At 43.9% G+C, this 21,727-nt stretch carries 17 protein-coding genes and 2 tRNA genes; 10 read left to right on the top strand and 9 right to left on the bottom strand.

The genetic code is table 11. The features are described from left to right. Positions 1–30: 30 nt before the first annotated feature. The gene (locus tag OCV20_RS05105) at positions 31–660 is read right to left on the bottom strand and encodes a DsbA family protein (RefSeq protein WP_048610518.1); all 630 of its coding nucleotides are present in this window, start codon (positions 658–660) and stop codon (positions 31–33) included. A 98-nt stretch (positions 661–758) separates the two neighbouring features. Beyond that, positions 759–1,097 (bottom strand): Grx4 family monothiol glutaredoxin, encoded by a 339-nt coding sequence (locus OCV20_RS05100; protein WP_004741702.1) that lies wholly within the window; start codon positions 1,095–1,097, stop codon positions 759–761. A gap of 269 nt (positions 1,098–1,366) precedes the next feature. Here OCV20_RS05100 and sodB point away from each other — a divergent pair, with 269 nt between their 5' ends. The 3 genes from sodB to OCV20_RS05085 all read left to right on the top strand — a co-directional run bounded on the left by sodB (position 1,367) and on the right by OCV20_RS05085 (position 3,664). Beyond that, on the top strand, positions 1,367–1,951 hold the full coding sequence (sodB, locus tag OCV20_RS05095) for a superoxide dismutase [Fe] (RefSeq protein ID WP_004734050.1): 585 nt from the start codon (positions 1,367–1,369) through the stop codon (positions 1,949–1,951). A 247-nt stretch (positions 1,952–2,198) separates the two neighbouring features. Then, on the top strand, positions 2,199–2,702 hold the full coding sequence (locus tag OCV20_RS05090) for a VC2046/SO_2500 family protein (RefSeq protein WP_261881426.1): 504 nt from the start codon (positions 2,199–2,201) through the stop codon (positions 2,700–2,702). A 278-nt stretch (positions 2,703–2,980) separates the two neighbouring features. Further along, complete coding sequence (locus OCV20_RS05085; RefSeq protein ID WP_050620898.1) at positions 2,981–3,664, top strand: SDR family oxidoreductase; 684 nt, start codon at positions 2,981–2,983, stop codon at positions 3,662–3,664. A gap of 187 nt (positions 3,665–3,851) precedes the next feature. On the opposite strand, the gene adhE is transcribed toward OCV20_RS05085, so the two are convergent. Next, on the bottom strand, positions 3,852–6,557 hold the full coding sequence (gene adhE / locus OCV20_RS05080; RefSeq protein WP_017061183.1) for a bifunctional acetaldehyde-CoA/alcohol dehydrogenase: 2,706 nt from the start codon (positions 6,555–6,557) through the stop codon (positions 3,852–3,854). A 639-nt stretch (positions 6,558–7,196) separates the two neighbouring features. Here adhE and OCV20_RS05075 point away from each other — a divergent pair. Beyond that, entirely contained in the window at positions 7,197–7,835 is a 639-nt protein-coding gene (locus tag OCV20_RS05075) for a YchE family NAAT transporter (RefSeq protein ID WP_004734056.1), read from the top strand. Between the two features lie 149 nt (positions 7,836–7,984). Further along, positions 7,985–8,830, top strand: coding sequence for an ion transporter (locus OCV20_RS05070; protein WP_050620964.1), 846 nt, complete (start codon positions 7,985–7,987; stop codon positions 8,828–8,830). A 60-nt stretch (positions 8,831–8,890) separates the two neighbouring features. On the opposite strand, the gene OCV20_RS05065 is transcribed toward OCV20_RS05070, so the two are convergent. Then, on the bottom strand, positions 8,891–9,412 hold the full coding sequence (locus OCV20_RS05065; RefSeq protein ID WP_086774125.1) for a prepilin-type N-terminal cleavage/methylation domain-containing protein: 522 nt from the start codon (positions 9,410–9,412) through the stop codon (positions 8,891–8,893). Positions 9,413–9,532: 120 nt separating this feature from the next. After that, positions 9,533–10,651: an aspartate-semialdehyde dehydrogenase gene (gene asd, locus OCV20_RS05060; protein ID WP_017629874.1), complete on the bottom strand. Its 1,119-nt coding sequence runs from the start codon at positions 10,649–10,651 to the stop codon at positions 9,533–9,535. A 500-nt stretch (positions 10,652–11,151) separates the two neighbouring features. Between asd and nhaC the strand changes: the two genes are divergently transcribed. Beyond that, positions 11,152–12,588 (top strand): Na+/H+ antiporter NhaC, encoded by a 1,437-nt coding sequence (gene nhaC, locus OCV20_RS05055; protein WP_017063453.1) that lies wholly within the window; start codon positions 11,152–11,154, stop codon positions 12,586–12,588. Between the two features lie 105 nt (positions 12,589–12,693). Here nhaC and OCV20_RS05050 read toward each other — a convergent pair whose 3' ends face one another. From OCV20_RS05050 to yejK, 3 genes are all read right to left on the bottom strand, one after another. After that, complete coding sequence (locus tag OCV20_RS05050; RefSeq protein ID WP_086774124.1) at positions 12,694–13,872, bottom strand: chemotaxis protein; 1,179 nt, start codon at positions 13,870–13,872, stop codon at positions 12,694–12,696. Between the two features lie 76 nt (positions 13,873–13,948). Further along, complete coding sequence (locus OCV20_RS05045; protein ID WP_086774123.1) at positions 13,949–15,352, bottom strand: Hpt domain-containing protein; 1,404 nt, start codon at positions 15,350–15,352, stop codon at positions 13,949–13,951. Positions 15,353–15,458: 106 nt separating this feature from the next. Continuing rightward, positions 15,459–16,463: a nucleoid-associated protein YejK gene (gene yejK, locus OCV20_RS05040; RefSeq protein WP_017061190.1), complete on the bottom strand. Its 1,005-nt coding sequence runs from the start codon at positions 16,461–16,463 to the stop codon at positions 15,459–15,461. Positions 16,464–16,547: 84 nt separating this feature from the next. On the opposite strand from yejK, the gene OCV20_RS05035 reads away from it, so the two are divergent. From OCV20_RS05035 to OCV20_RS05020, 4 genes are all read left to right on the top strand, one after another. Beyond that, entirely contained in the window at positions 16,548–16,775 is a 228-nt protein-coding gene (locus tag OCV20_RS05035; protein ID WP_004734063.1) for a YejL family protein, read from the top strand. 28 nt (positions 16,776–16,803) lie between these two features. Further along, on the top strand, positions 16,804–18,612 hold the full coding sequence (locus OCV20_RS05030; RefSeq protein WP_086774122.1) for a DUF3413 domain-containing protein: 1,809 nt from the start codon (positions 16,804–16,806) through the stop codon (positions 18,610–18,612). A 138-nt stretch (positions 18,613–18,750) separates the two neighbouring features. Continuing rightward, positions 18,751–18,841: transfer RNA gene (locus tag OCV20_RS05025), tRNA-Ser, on the top strand. A gap of 446 nt (positions 18,842–19,287) precedes the next feature. Next, positions 19,288–19,378 (top strand) — tRNA-Ser (locus OCV20_RS05020). A 75-nt stretch (positions 19,379–19,453) separates the two neighbouring features. On the opposite strand, the gene OCV20_RS05015 is transcribed toward OCV20_RS05020, so the two are convergent. Beyond that, positions 19,454–21,580: a methyl-accepting chemotaxis protein gene (locus tag OCV20_RS05015; RefSeq protein ID WP_086774121.1), complete on the bottom strand. Its 2,127-nt coding sequence runs from the start codon at positions 21,578–21,580 to the stop codon at positions 19,454–19,456. Positions 21,581–21,727 lie beyond the last annotated feature (147 nt).

The following is a 21,727-nucleotide window of genomic DNA, read 5'->3' as shown; positions in this document are numbered from 1 at the left end:
ATTGCGTCAATACAGACAACTCTCGCTGAATTATGCAGCGGGAGCATTACTCACGAGAATTTCGCGAATAGACTTAAGCGTTGCTTCCGTTGAATGGTAATCCAATTCAACTTCACTAAAGATGCCGTTCACTTCAAGCATTAAAGTCGGGTAAGAGAATACTCCCATCGCTTCTTTAAAGCCTAACTGGTCATCTAACTCACTTTCCAATAGCTTGCTAGAAAGGTCATTTTCAAACTGTTGAACATTCATACCTAGCTCTTCAGCCAACTGCAAATGCGTATCTTGGCTATGAGGCAGCATCGCACGAAGGTAGTAAGCATGTTGAATCGCTTCAAGCATCGCCTCGTAGTGGTCTTGAAAACCAGCGGCAATCACAGCACGGCACGCAGGGTAAGTACTGCGGACGGGTTGGCACTCAGTCCAAAACTCATGGTTAAACTCAGTACCTAGCTTAGCTTCGATCTGCTTCCAAATCGCTTGCAGCTTGCCTTTCATCTCTTCTGACATTGGCTCATCAGAATCAGGGGCTAAACCACCCACTACATAGTTAAACTCAATGCTCGCAGGCAATTGTTGTTTCAATAACTCAAGTGTTGGCTTGTAACCCCAACACCAGCTGCACATTGGATCATGCACATAATGAAGTTTTACGTTCATTGTTCATTCCTTATCGAGTCAATGATTCGATCAATTCAAACAAAAAAGGAGCCTAATTAAGGCCCCTCATTTTAACTATTCAGCGCAAAGGCTAGAACTTATTCAGCGTCATCGCCAGCAACTTTAGCCGCTGCTTCTTTGATGATTGGCTGAAGTTCGCCTTTTTGGAACATCTCAAGAATGATGTCACAACCACCGATTAGCTCACCTTCAACCCAAAGTTGTGGGAAAGTTGGCCATTGTGCGTAAGCAGGAAGCTCTGCACGGATATCAGGGTTTTGTAGGATATCTACGTAAGCAAATTTTTCGCCACATGCCATTAGAGCTTGAGACGCTTGAGAAGAGAAACCACAGCTAGGTAGCTTAGGAGAACCTTTCATGTACAGTAGAATAGTGTTTTCTTCAATTTGCTGTTTGATTTTATCGATAGTTTCCATTGCTTCCTCGTTAATGGATTACGGCTTTTATTGGCTTTATTCTACCCCAAACTAAAAGAATAAAAACCATATAAAAAAAGCGGCTAACAAGCTAAGCTAACAATTCACACAAAAGTAATGAAATAAGCTTTTAATAAAGTAAAAACTTGCTAAACTATATCGCAAGTCAGCAAATTGACCATGGTTGGCAGTATAGCGAGCCATGAATAATAATATCACTGGAAGCAATCGAAAGAGTTAACTCTTTCATATCAATGGAGAATTGAGCAATGGCATTTGAACTACCGGCTCTTCCTTACGCGAAAGACGCGCTAGAACCACACATCTCAGCAGAAACGCTAGATTTCCACCACGGTAAGCACCACAACACTTACGTTGTTAAGCTAAACGGTCTTATCCCAGGTACTGAGTTTGAAGGCAAAACACTAGAAGAGATCGTTAAGACTTCTACTGGTGGTGTTTTCAATAACGCTGCTCAAATCTGGAACCACACGTTCTACTGGCACTGTCTTGCTCCTAAAGCAGGCGGCGAACCAACTGGCGCTGTTGCAGAAGCTATCAACGCTGCATTCGGTTCTTTCGAAGAATTCAAAGCGAAATTCACTGATTCAGCAATCAACAACTTCGGTTCTTCTTGGACTTGGTTAGTTAAGAAAGCTGACGGTTCTCTAGACATCGTTAACACTTCTAACGCTGCTACTCCTCTAACAGAAGAAGGTGTTACTCCACTTCTAACTGTTGACCTATGGGAACACGCTTACTACATCGATTTCCGCAATGTTCGCCCTGACTACATGGCTGCATTCTGGAACCTAGTAAACTGGTCTTTCGTAGAAGAGAACCTAGCTAAGTAATTATTACTTACGCTGCGCTATTTATAGCGAGTTATCTATTGAAAGCTCATGCCCCGGCGTGAGCTTTTTTGTATCTGCCGTATTCCACAAAATCTAGGCATTTCGTAATAAGCTCCCCAATAGCGCTTACTTCTCGCCCTATTGCTAGCTTTCTTCCCTACCCTGCATAAATTCTCTATTTGCCTGTAATTAAACACTAAAGTTTGCCGACTCCATGCCGTTAAAGGTGTATCCAATGAGAGGCGACATGCAAATACATACTTTAGACAAAGCAGGAATCATCAACGAACTGAAGTTCGGCATCGGGATCAGCCAAGCGGTTGAGCAAGGTCGCCGTGCAGATTTCGCGTTGCTGTTATCTATGTTTTCTAATGATGTTCGTGATTGCACGCCGATTGACACCATTGAAATCACAGAGACAAATGAAGATCGCCTGCGCAAACAATTTGGTGTAGCAGAACCTCAACAACTGCGTTCAAACCAATCTTCGTATGAGATTTCAGCTCAGCAATCTAATCATTTTCATCAAGCTAGCCTTGCCAGCGCCAAGCTCAGCCATTACTTGAAACCAGAAGCGCTTGCCTTCATGCCTGAAGATACGGCCGATTTACCCGAAGAGGTTTACCAAAACCTTTCTGGTCATGACCGACGCAAACTTGCCAACAAGCATTTACCTGATTTGCCACATGCTACGCTCTACAATGAGCTAACCACCGCGCAACGTCAGTATCAAATTCAAGCTCAAGTATAGCGGTCTCCTACCTTTCCCTTTTTCGCTGTCTCTCCACAGCTCTTCTTCGACTAACTCGCACACTTCAAAGTATTCACATGAATGATATGAACCACCAGCCTTAGGCAACCTAAAAACACCAGATGTCGGTTACCGCTTGAAGTTACTACAAAATGTGACATGCCACTAAGTTCATAAAAACTTATTATTTGGCGCACCTTAGTTTGAACCAATTCACACCCATTGTATAAAATTTAACCCATCCTTATCCGACATGGACGATTTGTTTAGGTACTGGGATGGAAATAAAAAGCTCAATCATATTGGTGACATCTGCCGGCTCGCGACTAGGAGGGACGATTGCGAACCACTTTGTTAACCTTGGAGCCACCGTCATCCTTTGTGATAAAGACACGGAAGCACTTAAAGCGACGTATCTACAGTGTGCCCGCTTTTCTGACTCTGTTTACCACTACACGCTCAAAGGCAATGACAGCCAAGCGATTCTCAGCGTATATGATTTTATTCAAACCACCTTCAACACGACACCCGATGTGTTGGTCAATAACTGGATAAGCTCCCCAATGCCTAGCCTAATTGGCGATCAACCTGTCAGTAGCTTTATTAATGATCTCTCATCGATGGCATCAACCCTTTTCGCATTTGGGCAAATCAGTGCCGAGAGGTTGCGAGAGGAAGATAAAGAAGGCGTGATTGTGAATGTGATATCTCATGATGACTTCCACGATGTGTCCGGCTTAGAGAGCGCAAACTCAATGATCACTGGTTTTACCCATAGTTGGGCGAAGGAGCTGACTCCCTTTGGTATTCGAGTCGGTGGTGTTGTTCCCGCCGTTCATAACTCCGATGGCAAGCTCAACCGATGTCACTGGGCGCAGCTGCAAGACGAACTGACCAGAACCACTGAATACATTGTCTCGAATGACTACTTCAGTGGGCGAGTTGTCGCGGCAGAGGTTTAACTCTCTACTCCAAGTGAACATGGCTGACTCAGCTCATATTAAGTAGCAGAGCTATTGCCTCTCAATCCGTTTTACAAACGAAACCAAACATAAAAAAAGCCCCAGTCTCTCGACTGGGGCTTTCATCTTTTCCCGATAGATAAGTATCGTGCTAGCGAAAACTTATCTCAAAACTAATGCTTACTTATTATGCGTTAGCTTTTTCTTTTTTAGCTTTTGGCGCTTTCGCTTCAGCTGGCTTTTGGTCTGCTTTCTTAAGGATAACTGTAGTACCTTCGAAAGTTTCGCCTTCAACGTATGGTTGGCCGAAGTAAGAAGTTGTTAGCACTTCTTTTAGCTCAGTGATTAGAGGGTAACGTGGGTTAGCACCTGTACACTGGTCATCGAACGCTTCAACAGCTAGCTCGTCTAGTTTAGCGATAAAGTCAGACTCGTTAACACCCGCAGCTTGGATAGATAGTGGGATGTCTAGGTCAACTTTAAGCTCTTCTAACCAAGTCAGTAGACGTTCAATCTTCTGAGCAGTACGGTCACCAGCTTGGCTTAGGCCTAGGTGGTCAGCAACTTCAGCGTAACGACGACGTGCTTGTGGACGGTCGTACTGAGAGAATGCAGTCTGCTTAGTTGGGTTATCGTTCGCGTTGTAACGTACAACGTTTGAGATAAGTAGTGCGTTAGCAAGACCGTGTGGTAGGTGGAACTCAGCACCAATTTTGTGAGCCATTGAGTGACACACACCTAAGAATGCGTTCGCAAATGCTACACCAGCGATAGTTGCTGCGTTGTGTACTTTCTCACGAGCAATTGGGTCAGCCGCACCATTTTTGTAGCTTGATGGTAGGTATTCTTTAAGCATCTTAAGAGCTTGAAGAGCTTGACCGTCTGAGTACTCGTTCGCTAGAACAGATACGTAAGCTTCAAGAGCGTGAGTTACTGCATCGTAACCACCGAACGCTGTTAGAGACTTAGGCATGTTCATTACTAGGTTCGCATCAACGATAGCCATGTTTGGCGTGATTTCGTAATCAGCTAGTGGGTATTTAGCACCAGTCTTGTCGTCTGTAACAACAGCGAATGGAGTAACCTCTGAACCTGTACCTGAAGTTGTAGTGATACATACAAGCTCAGCTTTTTGACCCATTTTAGGGAACTTGTAGATACGTTTACGGATATCCATAAAGCGCATTGCTAGTTCTTCGAAGTGAGTTTCTGGGTGCTCGTACATAACCCACATGATCTTAGCAGCATCCATTGGAGAACCGCCACCTAGAGCAAGGATTACGTCAGGTTGGAAGCTCTTCATTGCTTCAGCGCCTTTCTCAACAACAGATAGCGTTGGATCCGCTTCTACGTCGAAGAAAGTTTGAACTTCGATGCCTTGTGCTTTAAGCAGGCTAACTACGTCATCTGCGTAACCGTTGTTGAATAGGAAACGGTCAGTTACTAGGAATGCGCGTTTCTTACCTTCTAGGTCGCTCATTGCGATTGGAAGGCTACCACGACGGAAGTAGATAGACTTAGGTAGTTTGTGCCACAACATGTTTTCAGCTCGCTTCGCTACAGTTTTCTTGTTGATAAGGTGCTTAGGACCTACGTTCTCAGAGATAGAGTTACCACCCCATGAACCACAACCTAGAGTTAGAGAAGGTGCAACGTTGAAGTTGTACAGGTCACCGATACCACCGTGAGTAGTCGGGATGTTGATTAGGATACGAGCAGTCTTCATCTTGTCACCGAAGTAACGGATGCGGTCTGCGTTAGTATCTTGGTTAGTGTAAAGACCAGATGTGTGACCGATACCACCGATTTCAACCATAGTTACCGCTTGAGCAACTGCGTCTTCGAAGTCGTCTGCGCGGAATAGACCTAGAGTTGGAGATAGTTTCTCGTGAGCGAATTCGTCATCGTAAGAAACTTTACCAAGACCTTCACCTACAAGTACTTTTGTATCAGCAGGAACTTTAACACCAGCCATTTCAGCGATTGCTGGAGCCGGTTGACCTACGATTTTAGCGTTTAGGTTGCCGTCGATAAGAAGAACTTTACGCACTTTATCAGCGTCAGCTTTAGATAGAACGTGAGCTTTGTGAGAAGCGAAACGCTCTTTCACTTCGTCATATACTTCGCTAACAACGATTGCAGCTTGCTCAGAAGCACATACTACGCCGTTATCGAAAGTCTTAGACATAAGGATAGATGCTACAGCACGTTTGATGTCAGCTGTTTCATCGATAACTACAGGAACGTTACCAGCACCAACACCGATAGCAGGCTTACCAGAAGAGTATGCTGCTTTAACCATGCCTGGACCACCAGTAGCAAGGATAAGTGCGATACCGTCGTGCTTCATAAGCGCGTTAGAAAGCTCTACAGATGGTTGGTCGATCCAACCGATGATGTCTCTTGGAGCACCAGCTGCAACAGCTGCGTCTAGAACTAGTTTCGCTGCGTCGTTAGTTGAGTTCTTTGCACGTGGGTGTGGCGAGAAGATGATGCCGTTACGTGTCTTAAGAGAAATTAGAGATTTGAAGATTGCTGTAGAAGTTGGGTTCGTTGTTGGAACGATACCACAGATGATACCTACAGGCTCAGCGATAGTCATTGTGCCTAGGTTGTCATCTTCTTCTAAGATGCCACATGTTTTTTCGTCTTTGTATTTGTTGTAGATAAATTCAGATGCAAAGTGGTTTTTGATAACCTTATCTTCAACAATACCCATTCCAGATTCAGCAACTGCTTGTTGAGCAAGTGGAATACGAGCGTGGTTAGCAGCAAGAGAAGCTGCGCGGAAGATTGCGTCAACTTTCTCTTGAGAGAATGTTGCAAACTCTTCTTGTGCTGCTTTAACGCGAGCTACTAGAGCATCAAGTTCCGCTAAGTTAGTTACAGGCATGGTGGATCTCCTAAAATAATAAATATTAAAAACTTTTTATTAAATTCGCTGCTTGCCTTTAACCTTAAACATCAGCGTTCTTAGTAAATTGCTTTCAGGGCTGAGTATATTATTTCACAGTGTGAAAAAAATTGACCCAGATCAGTTACCCAAAAAGAATTAACCAGAAAGTAGTAAGGCAATCGCAAAAATGAACTTAAGAGTATGATTTATATAGATTAAACTCACACTTTTCGTTCGCGCAAAAAACAAGCAAACAGACAACTTTTTTCTACATAGCGTAATAAACTGTAAAAAAGTTTCATTTTTAGTCCGTTAAATTACATGTATACAGCTATATTCGTGCTACTGAGAGTATATCCATACCGTTGCACGGGCTAGATTCTGACATAATTTTTATTAATTTCGTGCGTCGGTTAACAGTTACTCAATAATAAATTACAAAATGAAACACTACCAACTAGCTTGCAACAGGCTTAAAACAAAAGTGAGATTCAATTAGTTTTTCTAAAAAGAATCACCCATTTCAAGTTAGTTTTTTTCATTCGTGAAAATCTAGTTTGTCCCTTACATTACGCGCCTAGACTATTCACAGATCAACCCTTCAACCTTAAAGTACGCTAACTGGAGATCGCTCTCATGCAAGGCTTAGAACTCGCAATCTTTATGCAATTCTTCCTTGGGCTTGTTGCTGCCGTAAACCCTATCGGCATCATGCCTGTTTTTGTTTCTCTTACTGCTCATATGCCGCCAGAAGAGAGGAACAGGACAGCCTTACAAGCAAACATTGCTGTTGCCGTGATCTTGATTGTGTCGCTTGTTGCGGGGCAAATGCTGCTTGATATGTTCAGCATTTCACTAGACTCATTTCGTGTGGCAGGTGGTTTGTTATTACTGAGCATCGCGTTCTCTATGATGAGCGGTAAACTCGGTGAAGATAAGCAGAACAAACAAGAGAAATCTGAATACATCAGCAAAGAGCAAATTGGCGTTGTTCCACTTGCTATGCCGCTAATGGCAGGCCCAGGTGCAATCAGTTCGACGATTGTTTACGGGTCTCGCTACCCTGCTGCTATTGATACGGTCGGCATCGGTATTAGTATCATCGCATTCGCAACGTGCTCTTGGCTTTTGTTCCGTTCAGCGCCGGTTATCGTTCGCTTTTTAGGTCAAACGGGTATCAACGTGATCACTCGTATCATGGGCCTGATTCTTGGCGCATTGGGCATCGAGTTCATCGCCAATGGCCTACGCAATCTGTTCCCAGGTTTGGCATAACGTTTAACGACATTTTGGTTGCTCTATAAAGGGCAACAATATTGAAATATAGATGAGGCGAGTAAAGCAATTGGGCTTTCACTCGCCTCGTTATTATGAAGCTTGTATAATGACTGTTAATGCATTTAACAGAAGACGAACCTCTCCTTATGTCACGCAAGCCACTCAAGCATCATTTGTACGTCATTATCTTTGGTACTCACACGCCAGCCGGACGTGCATTTGATATATCTCTGATCGTTGCAATCTTGGCTTCGCTGTTGGTTCTGATCTTAGAATCCATCCCTAATGTGATGACCGAATGGTCACAACAGCTGCGTTATATCGAATACACCTTCACTGCGCTCTTCACTCTTGAGTATTTGTTAAGACTCTATTGCTCTCCAAAACCAAAATCTTACGCCACCAGCTTTTATGGTGTTGTTGACCTATTGGCGATTCTTCCGACTTACCTAGCGATCATCTTCCCAGGCGCTTCATTTATGGGTGTGGTGAGACTGCTGCGTGTGATGCGTATCTTCCGAATCCTAAAGCTAGTTCGCTATCTGCAAGATTCCAATATTCTGTTGCGCTCACTATTAATGGCACGACGAAAGATACTGATCTTCTTTAGCACCGTCGGCATCTTGGTGGTTATCTTTGGCGCACTGATCTTTGTTATTGAAGGTCCTGACAATGGCTTCACCAGTATTCCTCACAGTATCTATTGGGCCATCGTGACTATCACTACGGTCGGTTATGGTGACATGGTGCCGCAGACCGCGCTTGGTAAAGCCATAGCATCACTGACCATGCTATTGGGTTACTCTATCTTAGCAGTGCCAACCGGGATCATTACTGCAGAACTCAGTAATGAGATGAACTCACACAAAGAGTTGGTTAAGTGCCCTAACTGCAACCGAGCGGGTCATGATTCGGACGCCATCTATTGCAAGCACTGTGCTAGCGAATTAGCAGATCCAGACAAGCGTGTCGTCACCGACGAGACCGAATAAAAACCAAAAAAAGAGCTCCTAAGAGCTCTTTTTGTTTTCTTAACTATCTAACTAAAGCAACTAACAGCCGTCTGTGAAAACTTCCACTTGGTAGTCATCACTTGCTTCCATTGCGGCCGTGTATTTCACATAGCATTGGGTCTTCTCGATAGCGCTGTTGAAGTCATTAGGAAGAACGTCTGACAAATATTCCGATCGGGTAATCAGCCATAGGTCTGGGTCGCTCACTGGGCCATTATTATGCGCTGCCCATGTCCATTCAGTCGTCAGGTCATGAAACCCTGAATCAATCGCTAAAAAGTTCTCCATTCCCCCTTTTTCAACCGCGGGGTAACCAAACTTCACTCGCCCGTACTCAGGAATCAAATATGATTCTTGGTCTTCCATACCTTCTACTGCGGCTTTTTCAAATGCCAAATCAGCCGCAGTATGGACCGATGCTCCTAGCCCTTCCATAACCGAAGTCCTAGCATCATGTTGTATGTTTAAAAACCTAGGTGCTGCGACAACGGCTAAAACACCAATAATGACGATAACAACAATCAACTCGATAAGAGTAAAACCTTTAAGGTTTGCTTTCATTTTCTAGCTCCAACTTTAAGACGCACGAAAGGTAAGGTTTTAAAGTCAGGCTTCTGTCATCAGAAACAAAAAAAGCGCCCTAAGGCGCTTCTTCGTTAATTATTCTCAAAAATGAGGCAGTTACGCTTTCTCAGCAAGGATAATGCGCAGAGTACGACGTAGTGGTTCTGCAGCACCCCAAAGCAGTTGGTCACCAACAGTGAAGGCGTTTAGGAAATCGTTACCCATCGACATCTTACGCAGACGACCGACTGGTACAGACATTGTGCCTGTTACTTTCGCTGGTGTTAGCTCCTGTGCCGTGATGTCACGGTCATTAGGAATCACTTTAACCCAATCATTGTGCGTTGCGATGATCTCTTCGATCTCGTCCATTGGCACGTCTTGCTTAAGCTTAATCGTTAGCGCTTGAGCGTGACAACGCATTGCACCGATTCGTACACAAGTACCATCGATAGGGATTGGTTGACCATCTAGACCAAGGATCTTGTTTGCTTCAACACCGGCTTTCCACTCTTCTTTGCTCTGACCGTTTTCACGCTTCACATCGATCCAAGGAATCAGTGAGCCCGCAAGCGGAGCACCAAATTGGTCTGTTGGGAATGAAGATGAACGAATCGTATCAGCCACTTTCTTATCGATATCAAGAATTGAGCTTGAAGGGTTCGCTAACTCAGAGCTTACGCTGTCGTTGATCACACCCATTTGTGAGATCAGCTCACGCATGTTCTTAGCACCCGCACCCGAAGCCGCTTGATAAGTCATGGCACTCATCCACTCAACCATGCCTTTCTCGTATAGGCCACCTAGAGCCATAAGCATTAAGCTCACAGTACAGTTACCGCCAACGAACGTGTTGGTGCCGCTGTGAATGCCTTGCTGAATTTGAGCCAAGTTAACAGGATCAAGAGTGATGATTGAATCAGCATCCATACGCAGAGTCGAAGCTGCATCAATCCAGTAACCTTTCCAACCTGCTTGACGCAGTGCTGGGTATACTTTTGATGTGTAATCGCCGCCTTGACAGGTAATCACAGCATCAAGCTGTTTTAGGCTATCAATATCAAAAGCGTCTTGAAGTAGACCCGCATCTTTACCACCTAAAACAGGGGCAGGAATACCAATCTGAGATGTGCTGTAATAAACAGGCTCAATCAAGTCGAAGTCTTTCTCTTCAACCATACGTTGCATCAGTACAGAACCAACCATACCGCGCCAACCAACTAGACCTACTCTCATCGCTCACTCTCCATGTATAAATTAAAAATTGCTCTCCCCCATCTATAAGTTTTTCAGAAACAGAACTCAAGTGCTTTTTGTCAAAAAGTGTAACTTTTTCGTTTCTTTTAAGTGAACGTAATGAATCGTGCAGTTATCTCTGTATCGACATTCCATCTCCACCTCATTGATTAAGCGTCCATTATCGTCAAATTCAAACATTTACATCGCCAAAATCGATTCAATCGACGCTCATCACAAACAGTAAATCCCTCTTTTAAACCAAGGTTAATCAGAATTTTATTTTACAAAACGAAAACAATGTGCGACAGATTTCAACATGTAATAATCATGAATTTAACAAAATTTTAGATTATGAAACCACAATTGATTGAGTTAACAGTCAAATATCACAACTTGGACGTATTTTTTCGATATAATAAACTAATTACTGTAGTGTCCGTTTTGCACCACACACTATAACGAAGCACTATAAATGCTCGAAATCACAAGAGGCTTTTATGAAGCAGAGTAAAACTCGCCTACCGAACCTATTGCAGGTATTCATCGCGTTAGGACTATTTCTATCCCTTGCTTTTTCCTTTACTGCAAAGCTTGACCTTCCAATTCAACTTGCCTTGTATATTGGCTGGTTCATTATCATGGTTCTTGGTATTCGTCTTGGACACCAATACAAAGACTTAGAAAAAGCAGCACTCAAAGGAATATCCAATGGCTTAGGCGCGGTTTTAATACTTTTAGCCGTTGGCGCTCTTGTTGGTACTTGGATCTCAGGCGGGATCGTACCTACTATCATTTACTATGGTCTGAAAGCTATCCACCCTTCTATCTTCCTTTTAGCTACCATGATCATCTGTTCTCTAACTGCATTGGCGACCGGTACTTCTTGGGGTGCTGCGGGTACAGCAGGTATCGCAATGATGGGTATCGGCCAAGGTCTAGGTGTTCCAGCACCGATTACTGCAGGTGCCGTGCTGTCAGGCTGTTACTTTGGTGACAAGATGTCTCCACTTTCTGATTCAGTGATTTTGGCTTCTTCAATGTCTGGTGTTGAAGTGGTTGAACACATCAAGGGCATGCTTCCAGTTGCGTTAATCAGCTACGTGATTACAGGCATCATGTTCACGGCGTTTGGTTTCCACTACGCGGGCAACGTTGACATGAGCCAAGTAGACTCTGTCATCAAAGCGATGGAAGTTCAGTTCTACATCACGCCTTACTCATTCGTTCCGGTACTTATCGTGCTTGGTCTGTTGGCTTTCCGTATGCCTTCATTCCCGGTCATCAGCTTTGGTTCTCTGCTGGGTATTATCTGGGCAGTCATGATCCAAGATATCGACTTCCTAACAGCATTCAACACTGCTTGGGCACCGTTCTCAATCTCATCTGGCGTCGAGTTTATTGATTCGATTCTAAACCGTGGTGGCATGTCTTCAATGCTAGGTTCAGTTGCGGTTATCGTATTTGGTCTAGGTTTCGGTGGCTTACTGGATAAAGTGGGCGTACTAGAGACAATCGCTAAGGTGTTTGAGCGCCGCGTAAATAGCGCAGGCTCACTAGCGACGAGTACAATTGGTACGGCCTTCATGGGTAACGTGTTCGGTTCTGCAATGTACGTATCGTTAATCCTTACGCCAAAAATCTGTGCGAAAAACTACGACCGTTTAGGCTACAAGCGTAAGAACCTATCTCGTAATGCTGAGTTTGGTGGCACGCTAACGTCGGGTATGGTTCCGTGGAGTGACAACGGCATCTACATGGCGAGTATTCTTGGTGTTGCGACGCTGTCTTACGCACCCTTCATGTGGTTAAGCTTCATCTGTATCATCGTGACTATCGTGACGTCTTACATGGGTTGGTTCGTTGATAAGTGTGAACCAACAGCACCAGCGTTTGAAGCTGAAGAAGCGACAGAGTTAAGCAAGCAACAGGCTTAAGTTCAGGAGCTAACGCTTTCGAACGTAACTCAAAACGTTAATGGATAAATGCAAAAAGAGCGCCCTAGAGCGCTCTTTTTTTGATCTGCTGATTTACTTATTTATCTATTTCTTGGCGGTTCGTTTACCCAACCAGTAACCGATTCCTAACGGTGCAAAGAACACTACTAAGATAAACAGGATGAAGTAGATAATCACACCTTTGATTAACTCCATCAGTTTATCAATTGCCAGTACCACCACCTCTTGAGAGACACGATCAAGGTCTTGTGTGAACAACTCTCTTTCTGAAGTCACAATACCTGCAATCTCGATGCGCTCTTTCGCAATCATCTCTACTAGAGCTTCTCTCTCACGTGTCACCATTTTTTCTAACGCCACACGTTCATCACTCAGCATCGCTAATTTTTGATCGGTTTTATCGCTAAGGTCATTTAACAGTGGCTGCATTTCTGTCGACATAATAGAAGCCAGTGTTTGCATGTATTCCGGGTTGTTCTCAATGAAGTCTTGCATGCTTGCTGATGTTTGACGAAGACTTTCCAGCGTCATCGATAGGTCTTCACCCGTTAGTGAGCTATTCAATGCAACCAGCTCCGCCTTCCACGACATTAGTTTCGGTGTCTGGTCAGCCATAAGGCTTAAACGATCAGATGCGTCACTCATTGCTTCTGGCATGGTGCCTAAGCTCTGAACGATTTGCGATTCGTCTTTACCAAGGTAACTTAGCCATTCACGGTAAGCAGGTGTGCTTCTGAATGTGAGGTCTTTAAATGGGTGACTAGCAGCAAACTGCGCAACGAACGCTTTGCTGCTTTTGAAATCACTCGAGCTCAATACACCCTTTGCCAGCTTCTCAGCTTCTTGGTCAAGAAAACGAGCTGTCTCTACCGCATCATCCGTCGCGAACAGATCCGCGCCGTCACCTTGACTATAAAACTGATTCATTTGAGCAGTGAAAACCCACGAGTCAATTAACGCAGACATTGGGGAAGTTTGGTAAGCCGCTTGTTGTAAGCCCTGCTCTGCATGGATCTTCCAAAGCAACACATAAGACTGATGTAAGGTGTCATCAGCAGGGTAAGATTGCGCGATAAGATCGGCCGAGTCTTCTACTCGAGTAAAGAACATCTTGGCGTATTCACGCGTCATGATCCGAGCATTTAACTCTTGTTGAGTGAGAGGCGTCGTTTGACTATCTAACTTAACTTCTAAGAGAGAACAACCACTTAGCACAATGCTAAGCACCAACACCATCCAACTTCGACTCGAAACTCGTAACATATAAACCTCTGACAAAGACTAAGGGCGCGGATTGTATGAGCGCTTGGTCAGAGTATTGTCAAAAATCCTGTAAAAGTTAACGCTGACTGTCTAAATATTCATGAGCAGAATCCACAGAGGCTTTTATAGCCTGCTCTAGTTCAGCCAAATCATGTTCACTGATCGCTCTGGACTGCTTCATTGTCATTTCAATACTTGCGGCAATGATGGCTAACCGAGACGCTTTAATACTGCCAGCCACGCCTTTTAAGCTATGTACAATGCGAGCCGCGGAGGTTTCATCTTTGGTCAGCAAAGACTTAAACTTCTCGTAGTCTCCTGCGTGGTCTTGTACAAACACACCAAGTAAGAGTTCAACAGATTCAGCATCACCATCGAGCGTTTCTAACATGTCTTCAATATCAATCGCAGGCTTTGAATCTGTGACACTGGCAATGTGTTTCTCTACTACTGGCGCCTGTTCAGGGGCTCGCTGAATAGAGTCTTGCTGCACAATTGGTTGGCTTGTAACGTTAACACTCTTCATAGGTTGAAGGTCGGAAGACTGTCTCGTTGACCTGTTCTCGGATACATAAGCGTCGCTATCTGCTTGTTTCACTGCTGAGGAAACAACATCGCTATAAGAAGCGTCTTCCTTACTTGAATTAGTTTCTAGTTCAGAGCTGAATTCTTGGTCTGCTTCTTTCATCGTTTTTGTGGACCTAACGCCCCAAAACACTATCCCGCTCATCGCCACCAAGCTTAAGCCTAGCATCACCAACAATAGGTTGAATTGACGATCATGGAACTCAGCTTCGAGTTTTATGATCTGCTCATTCACAGAGTTTTTCTTAATTTTATCAACCAAATAGTTAAGTTGAGCATAATCACTCAACAATGCTGACGCATCAGCCAGTAACTGCTGGAGTGCATCTTGCTCTTCGGTTTCTAGAGAATAAGATTTGTCCAAAATGGAATCAAAGGCGCGATAAGTCGCTGACGAACTTTGATTGTCAGAATACATGGCTTCAAATACCACAACACCGAATTCGTTGAGGAGTGGTTTGAGCTTAGGGGAAAGCTCTTTATCAGCACGCAAGATCTTAATGTTATCAACGATGTCTTGAACTTGGCTTTCTATTGGAATGAACTCATCGAACTTTTCTAGGAACTGATCAGCTACGTACAACAGTTGGTTCACATCGGGTCGAAACAAGGCGTGTTGGAAATCAGATTCAATCTGCAGTCGGATCGAATAAACCAATTGAGCATCGAGTGCCAGATCATTGATACGAGAGACTCGAAGCGGTTCTGAGAAATAAAGCGATTGCCTCAATTCGTTGACTCGAATACCGAGCTCTTCGATTTGAGCAAGAGAATTGGTGTAGGAACGGCTTAGATTAAGAAGAGCTAATGAAGGAAGTAACCACAGAGCCAAGAGCACAACCAAAAAGGTGGCTGGTTTTTTAAAGCGTTTGGGCTTTGCTACTGATTGTTCCATCTATATTCCTTGTGCGTGTTAACTTGAAGCCATGACCGTAGCTAAAAGATTAAGCACAAAATAAGCGACAACGTCCTGCTGCCGCTTTATATCCGTTAACTTCGGACTATGACTTATTGCGAGTCAGTTGGTCACGTAAGTTCGGTGGAGTGCCTTTAATCGTTAGCGTGTCTGTCTCCGGATCGTAAAAGATACGTTCGCCTAGAAGCAGACTATCAAAACTAACATTCAAACCGCCACCAGCACCAACAAATTTTGTTAGTTTACGCATAGTTGCGCGATCGGCTGGGAAGCTGTCTTCTAACTCGTAGCCTTGCTCACTAGTATAGTCAAAGAAGCTTGTGCCATCTGTGCTTGCTGGCAACTCACCAGAAAGTTCACGAACTTGCACTTCATCGCCCGCTTTAAGCTGCTCGTTACAGTAATCCGCAACCTGCTTTTTGTAGCTGATCGCTTCTTCTTTCTCTAATTTGGAGTCAGAAACGAAGTCTTCTACCGCTTGCATCAGTACTTGGTTCTGCTGTTTCGCATCCAAACCAACTTCAGCTTGTAAGAAATCTAAGAAGAAATCCGCGACTTTACGGCCAACACGTCCTTTAATATAAGTTAAGTAACGGTTTGACTCTTTATCAGTCTCATAAGTTGAAAGGTCTAGGCGAGCCGCGATATCCATTTTTGAGATATCAAGGTAGTCAGTCGCACTAATATCAAGCCCTTCAGTTACCTTTAGGCTTTGGTTTGAAGGCAATAAACCAATGAAAAGGTAATCTGTTGCAAGTGACTGATATTCAGCCATTACCAAGATACCTTCGTCAGCGAATGGGTACTTTGATAGTTCGTCTTTTAGACGTTGCGCACTCTTTTGAGAAAAATCGTAAAAGTTTGTCTCACCAGCACGAAGTTGATGCAACCACTGCTGGAACTCGCTGTCAGATTTGAAAGAACCAAACCCTTTGCCTGCTTTTGAATTAAAAACACGGTGAAGTTCAGCAACTAGGCTTTCAGATGAAGCATCGTTTTCTAGAGATTCAGCACGATAGTTAACAATCAGCTCATCCTGATCGTTCTTGCTCAGCTGGTGTAAAATTACGTTGGAAAGGTGAAGGCTCATAGTGAAAATATTACCGTTCAGGTTTCAGTTGTCGTGCATAGTAGGTTATCATAAGCCGCTTTTACTATCATTATTAGAGTCCTTATGCCGATTATATCTAAATACACAGATGATCAAGTTGAAAAAATCCTAGCTGAAGTAGGTGCTGTACTAACTAAGCACAAAGCTTCGCCAGAACTTTCACTGATGATCGCTGGAAATATCGCAACCAATGTCTTAAATCAGAATGTTGCTGCTTCACAACGCAAAGGAATTGCTGAAAAATTTGCCGAAGCTTTAATTTCTTCTCTTGAAGATAAAAAGTCTCACTAAATTTGATTGACGGATAAAAGAATTATAAATGGTAGACAGCGCAAACTCATATAGCGATCGTGTATCTCGACTGGTTGGTTGGGGTCACTGGTTTGCATTTTTCAACATCATTGCTGCGATGTTGATTGGTACTCGTTATATTACTCAATCTGCTTGGCCAGAAACCTTGCTAGGCCAATTCTATTTGGCTGCATCGTGGGTTGGTCATTTTGGCTTTTTAGTGTTCGCGCTCTATCTATTAGTGCTGTTCCCGCTCACTTTTGTTCTTCCGTCGAGGAAGTTATTACGTTTGGTTGCCGTTATCTTCGCGACCATAGGTTTAACTGTCCTGTTGATTGATACCCAAACGTATCAAAATATAAACCTCCACCTGACGCCTGTCGTGTGGGAGGTTTTATTCAGTGGAGAGGAATCTGCATTCACGTCTGATTTGCAGCACCTCTTCATTGTTATGCCATTTATCTTCTTACTACAGCTTGGTCTGTCTGAGTGGGTTTGGCGTAAGCAGCGTAAACTGTCTCATAAACACATTGGCCGTCCGATTACTGCCGTCTTCTTCTTGTGTTTCATCAGCAGCCACTTGACCTACATGTGGGCTGATGCGTATTTCTATAACCCAATTACTAGCCAGAAAGCGAACTTCCCACTGTCTTACCCAATGACAGCGAAAAGCTTTATGGAAAAACATGGCCTATTAGACCGTGAAGAGTACCTTGAGCGTTTAGAAGCGAATAAAGAGACCGTAAACCTAGTTAGCTACCCGCTAGAAAAAATTCAATACAACCGCCGCAGTGATGATCTTAATATCCTGATGGTGAGTGTGAACAACCTTCGCTCTGACGCACTTAATGCGGCAGCGATGCCAAACAGCTATGCCTACGCACAACAGTCGATCAACTTCACCAACCACTACAGTTCAAGTAACGATATGTTTGGTATTTTCGGCTTGTTCTACGGCCTACCGAGCAGCTACGCAAGCAGCATCGAAGCTCAAGGGTCCAGCGCAGTATTGCTCGATGTTTTAGATAATCACGATTACAAGTTCGCTGCTTTCAGTGGCGACAACTTTAGCGATGCACTTTACTCGGATATTATCTTCCGAGGCCGTGATGTGATGCCAGAGCAAGCAACTTATGATGACCAGAGTGCAATAAAAGCTTGGTCTGACTGGATTCAATCACCGCAAGCTAAACGCCCTTGGTTTAACTTTATTGAATTGACCACACTGGATAACTTCGCCAGTTACGATTCAAGTTCAGAGTCGGACTCTACGCTTACGACAGCAGAGCGTTTTGCAGCAGACTATCAAAAGTCTGCGACAGCGGCCGATGCTCAGCTAGCAACTATCTACACTGAACTGGAACGCTTAGAGCTCGCCGACAACACGGTAGTTATCATTACCTCTAACCACGGTACTGAGTTTAACGAAACCAAAACCAACAGCTGGGGTGCAAACTCCAACTACAGTCGTTATCAGTTACAGGTGCCACTGTTTATTAGCTGGCCTGGTAAGTCTGCTTCTGAATACACCCACCGTTCTAGTCATCTAGACGTATCAGTAACACTGATGCAAGAGCTATTGGGTGTATCTTCGAACCCAACAGATTTCAGTAGTGGTCGCAGCCTGTTTAATGAGCGTAACAGAAAGTGGATCCTCGCAGGCGACTCACGTGAGCTTGCGCTTGTTACTGATCAGCAAACAACGGTGTTAGATAAATTTGGTAACTACAAATTGTACGACCAGAATTACAAGCGCCTGAAAAACGTAAGCCCTCGCTTACCCGTGTTGATGCAAGGCCTGACAGAGCTACAGCGTTTCTACACAAAAAATGACTAAATAATCACCAAACAGAAAAGGGAAGCCAATGGCTTCCCTTTTTTATTGCCGTGAATGATTAGAAAACAAGCAACAAAACAAAATTATGAAAATTAAGGGTTTACAAGATCCTCCACCCCTTATATTATTCACGCCATTGGAGGGATGGCTGAGTGGTCGAAAGCACCGGTCTTGAAAACCGGCAACCGTTAATAGCGGTTCTAGGGTTCAAATCCCTATCCCTCCACCACATTAAAGAAAGCCGCTGAGAAATCAGCGGCTTTTTTGCATCTGAAGCTTATCTATAATATAAAGCTCATCTAACAAGACTCTACCCACCCTCATTTTAAGCCTATTCACTTTATGCCTAGTTTTAAATTCCGAGCTCAGAGTTCTAAGCTAAAAGCTCTTACTTAAAAGCCCCTAGCTGAAAGCTCCTATGCCTAAGCCACTCCCCTCATAACTTTGCCTGCAAACCAATTAGATACTTTCTTTTTTAATGGCACTGAAACACTTCACGTATAACAAAAGTTGGGGATACTTGGCTTGTTGAATATTAGATTTTGTCTGCCTCTTAATAAACCGAACAATAAATAATCATTCAGAACAAAAACACCCAAAAGCGTTCATAAAAAAAGCAGTCAGTTAATAAGGGTATTTACAAGCGAAAGCCACCCTTATATTATACGCGCCATTGGAGGGATGGCTGAGTGGTCGAAAGCACCGGTCTTGAAAACCGGCAACCGTTAATAGCGGTTCTAGGGTTCAAATCCCTATCCCTCCACCACATTAAAGAAAGCCGCTGAGAAATCAGCGGCTTTTTTGTATCTGGCATTTGCATAAAGAACTTACGTAGTTTCCACTATGCCACTTTTCGGCTAACTTCAAAGCGTCCAATCAATTGGTCTAAGCGGCTCAATGCATTGCCCATCAAAGAAACTCGACGTGCGAGTTGCTTAGTCGACAGTTGTAAGTCAGATATTGAACGTTGGGCTTTATCTGCCGTTTGCCCATTTTTCTGACTATTCTCATCTAGGTTAGACATCGTGGTAAAGAGATCGCTCACCGCTGCTTGAATTTGCTCACTGCGAGCATTTGAGTCGACTGTTAAGTTTCCTTTACTCACATTCTCCACACCTCGCTCCATGGACTCAACAGCACTGCGAGACTTACTATGCAACTCTTTCATTAGGTCACTAATATGGTTAGCAGCTTGTGAAGTTCGGTCAGCCAGAGTTCTTACTTCAGAAGCGACGACAGAGAACCCTCTGCCGTGTTCACCTGCTCTTGCCGACTCAATGGCCGCATTCAAGGCCAAAAGGTTAGTCTGCGCGGTAATGTCAGTAATGATATCTATAATGTCAGACACCTTAGTCATTTCATTATTCACCTCATTCACGCTATGCGCCGAGCTTTCTACGATATTGCGAACAATCTCCATGCCTTCGACGGACTGATTGTATTCCTTCTCCGCACTCAGAACGGCTTGTTTCATCACCGTGTCCATTTGCGTTGCTGAGACACTCGCATGAGTAATTTCACTCTGTTGATACTGACTCAACTGAAGCATATTGCTTAACGCTTGTGATGCATCATCACTGGTTTGCTTCATCACGACACTACGACGAAACATCGATTCAGAAACCTCTCTAACTTCGTGACTCGCATGGATCAACTCACTCACCGTGTTATCTAAATTGTCGATAAAACTGTTAGTCCAACGCCCTAGGTTGCCAAGTTCATTATGACTGAATGTGGTGGGATCCAGCCTCCGACTTAAGTTGCCATCACCTTCGGCTAAGGTCTGCATTACTCCGGTCATTTCGTGAATCTTCTTCGCTAGTGGTTTGGCGCTAACTAAACGGAATAAGCCCAATGAAAGCAACGCGCAAGCGAACATAATGCCACTCTGCATAAAAGGTGTGAGTGTATAAAGGTTGGCAAACAGTAATGGAACAAATAGAGGCAGTAGCATGCAGCTGATAAAGTGCTTAGATAAGGTATAACTTAGGCTTCGGTCTCTGTAGACCTCTTCTAAATCGGACTCACACATCATGCCAAAAGTATCTGGTGAACCATCCAATTGAAAGGTGATACCTTTGCCAATAACGGGTATGTGGCGATAGTCGGAATACCCGGGATAATCTATAAACAGGTTACTGCCATTTTTAATGGTTTCTCTTACGCCTGGGTGAAGCTGATTAGTGGCTGGGTCTGTAAAGCGAATCTCAAATTCGGTATGCTGCTGGATCTTAACCGTTCCCCAATCAGTATGAATCCCTTGCTTTAAGTTCTCGCCGTGTGAAAATGTATTATCTTCAAAGCGAGAACGAGAGAGCGCAACCCCCGGCTGAGTATGAGGATCATGAATGGAGTCGACCATAAAGATATAGTTATCACCCGACTCGCTATAAATATGCCCCGCTTCTCTCTGAATAATGTCACCAATAACATCATTAGGTACACGACCACATAGGAATTGTTGCGCCCCTTCATCCCGAGAAAAGGGGACATAAAACATCAGCGTTACTTGATCATGAAACGATGAACTCGACGACCCTACGTTCAACGTGCGTGGATCCATATACGGCCCATGAAGATAACGCTTTGAAGCCCCTTCAACTAAAGCCTTCTTGTCTCCAAGATTAACCCCTACATGCTCATGATAACTCGATGCTTGTGCTATCCCCTTAGCATCGACGATCGCCAACTCAGAAAAATCCGTACTGCGTTTAAGAAGGCTAACTAACGTCCCTTGAGCTTGCTCTTCCGTTCGACTTGCCAAATAAACAGCAGAGTCTTCTAAAAAATCCCATTGATTCTTGACCCAGTTATGCAGAAGTTGAACTCGCGTGTGAGCAATACTTTCAAAAGCTTGTTCAAGCTCTTCCGTCCTACTTCGATTGAGGAAACAAGCTCTGCGCATAGCCAGTTTTCCTGTTGCGCCAAACCAATTAAGCCAACTACGTTCCTTGTCCGTCAGGTTCATTTTTATCCCTTGTGTTTTTATAGACACATGGGTAAAGCAATTTACAGACCACAATTAATCACACAAATACGTAACTAATTAATAAAAAAGTACTTTATATGAATCATACTGGTGCAAGCGTGTCTTTTATGGTGCAAGAGGCCTTAT

The sequence above is a fragment of the Vibrio coralliirubri genome (assembly GCF_024347375.1).
Classification (GTDB): domain Bacteria; phylum Pseudomonadota; class Gammaproteobacteria; order Enterobacterales; family Vibrionaceae; genus Vibrio; species Vibrio coralliirubri.
The sequence above is the reverse complement of the archived record's forward strand: the minus strand, read 5'-3'. Positions and strand labels throughout refer to the sequence as shown.

Excerpts from the sequence above, each read along its gene's own strand:
- OCV20_RS05105 (WP_048610518.1), bottom strand. The coding sequence starts at position 660 with ATGAACGTAAAACTTCATTATGTGCATGATCCAATGTGCAGCTGGTGT.
- OCV20_RS05100 (WP_004741702.1), bottom strand. The coding sequence starts at position 1,097 with ATGGAAACTATCGATAAAATCAAACAGCAAATTGAAGAAAACACTATT.
- sodB (WP_004734050.1), top strand. The coding sequence starts at position 1,367 with ATGGCATTTGAACTACCGGCTCTTCCTTACGCGAAAGACGCGCTAGAA.
- OCV20_RS05090 (WP_261881426.1), top strand. The coding sequence starts at position 2,199 with ATGCAAATACATACTTTAGACAAAGCAGGAATCATCAACGAACTGAAG.
- OCV20_RS05085 (WP_050620898.1), top strand. The coding sequence starts at position 2,981 with ATGGAAATAAAAAGCTCAATCATATTGGTGACATCTGCCGGCTCGCGA.
- adhE (WP_017061183.1), bottom strand. The coding sequence starts at position 6,557 with ATGCCTGTAACTAACTTAGCGGAACTTGATGCTCTAGTAGCTCGCGTT.
- OCV20_RS05075 (WP_004734056.1), top strand. The coding sequence starts at position 7,197 with ATGCAAGGCTTAGAACTCGCAATCTTTATGCAATTCTTCCTTGGGCTT.
- OCV20_RS05070 (WP_050620964.1), top strand. The coding sequence starts at position 7,985 with ATGTCACGCAAGCCACTCAAGCATCATTTGTACGTCATTATCTTTGGT.
- OCV20_RS05065 (WP_086774125.1), bottom strand. The coding sequence starts at position 9,412 with ATGAAAGCAAACCTTAAAGGTTTTACTCTTATCGAGTTGATTGTTGTT.
- asd (WP_017629874.1), bottom strand. The coding sequence starts at position 10,651 with ATGAGAGTAGGTCTAGTTGGTTGGCGCGGTATGGTTGGTTCTGTACTG.
- nhaC (WP_017063453.1), top strand. The coding sequence starts at position 11,152 with ATGAAGCAGAGTAAAACTCGCCTACCGAACCTATTGCAGGTATTCATC.
- OCV20_RS05050 (WP_086774124.1), bottom strand. The coding sequence starts at position 13,872 with ATGTTACGAGTTTCGAGTCGAAGTTGGATGGTGTTGGTGCTTAGCATT.
- OCV20_RS05045 (WP_086774123.1), bottom strand. The coding sequence starts at position 15,352 with ATGGAACAATCAGTAGCAAAGCCCAAACGCTTTAAAAAACCAGCCACC.
- yejK (WP_017061190.1), bottom strand. The coding sequence starts at position 16,463 with ATGAGCCTTCACCTTTCCAACGTAATTTTACACCAGCTGAGCAAGAAC.
- OCV20_RS05035 (WP_004734063.1), top strand. The coding sequence starts at position 16,548 with ATGCCGATTATATCTAAATACACAGATGATCAAGTTGAAAAAATCCTA.
- OCV20_RS05030 (WP_086774122.1), top strand. The coding sequence starts at position 16,804 with ATGGTAGACAGCGCAAACTCATATAGCGATCGTGTATCTCGACTGGTT.
- OCV20_RS05015 (WP_086774121.1), bottom strand. The coding sequence starts at position 21,580 with ATGAACCTGACGGACAAGGAACGTAGTTGGCTTAATTGGTTTGGCGCA.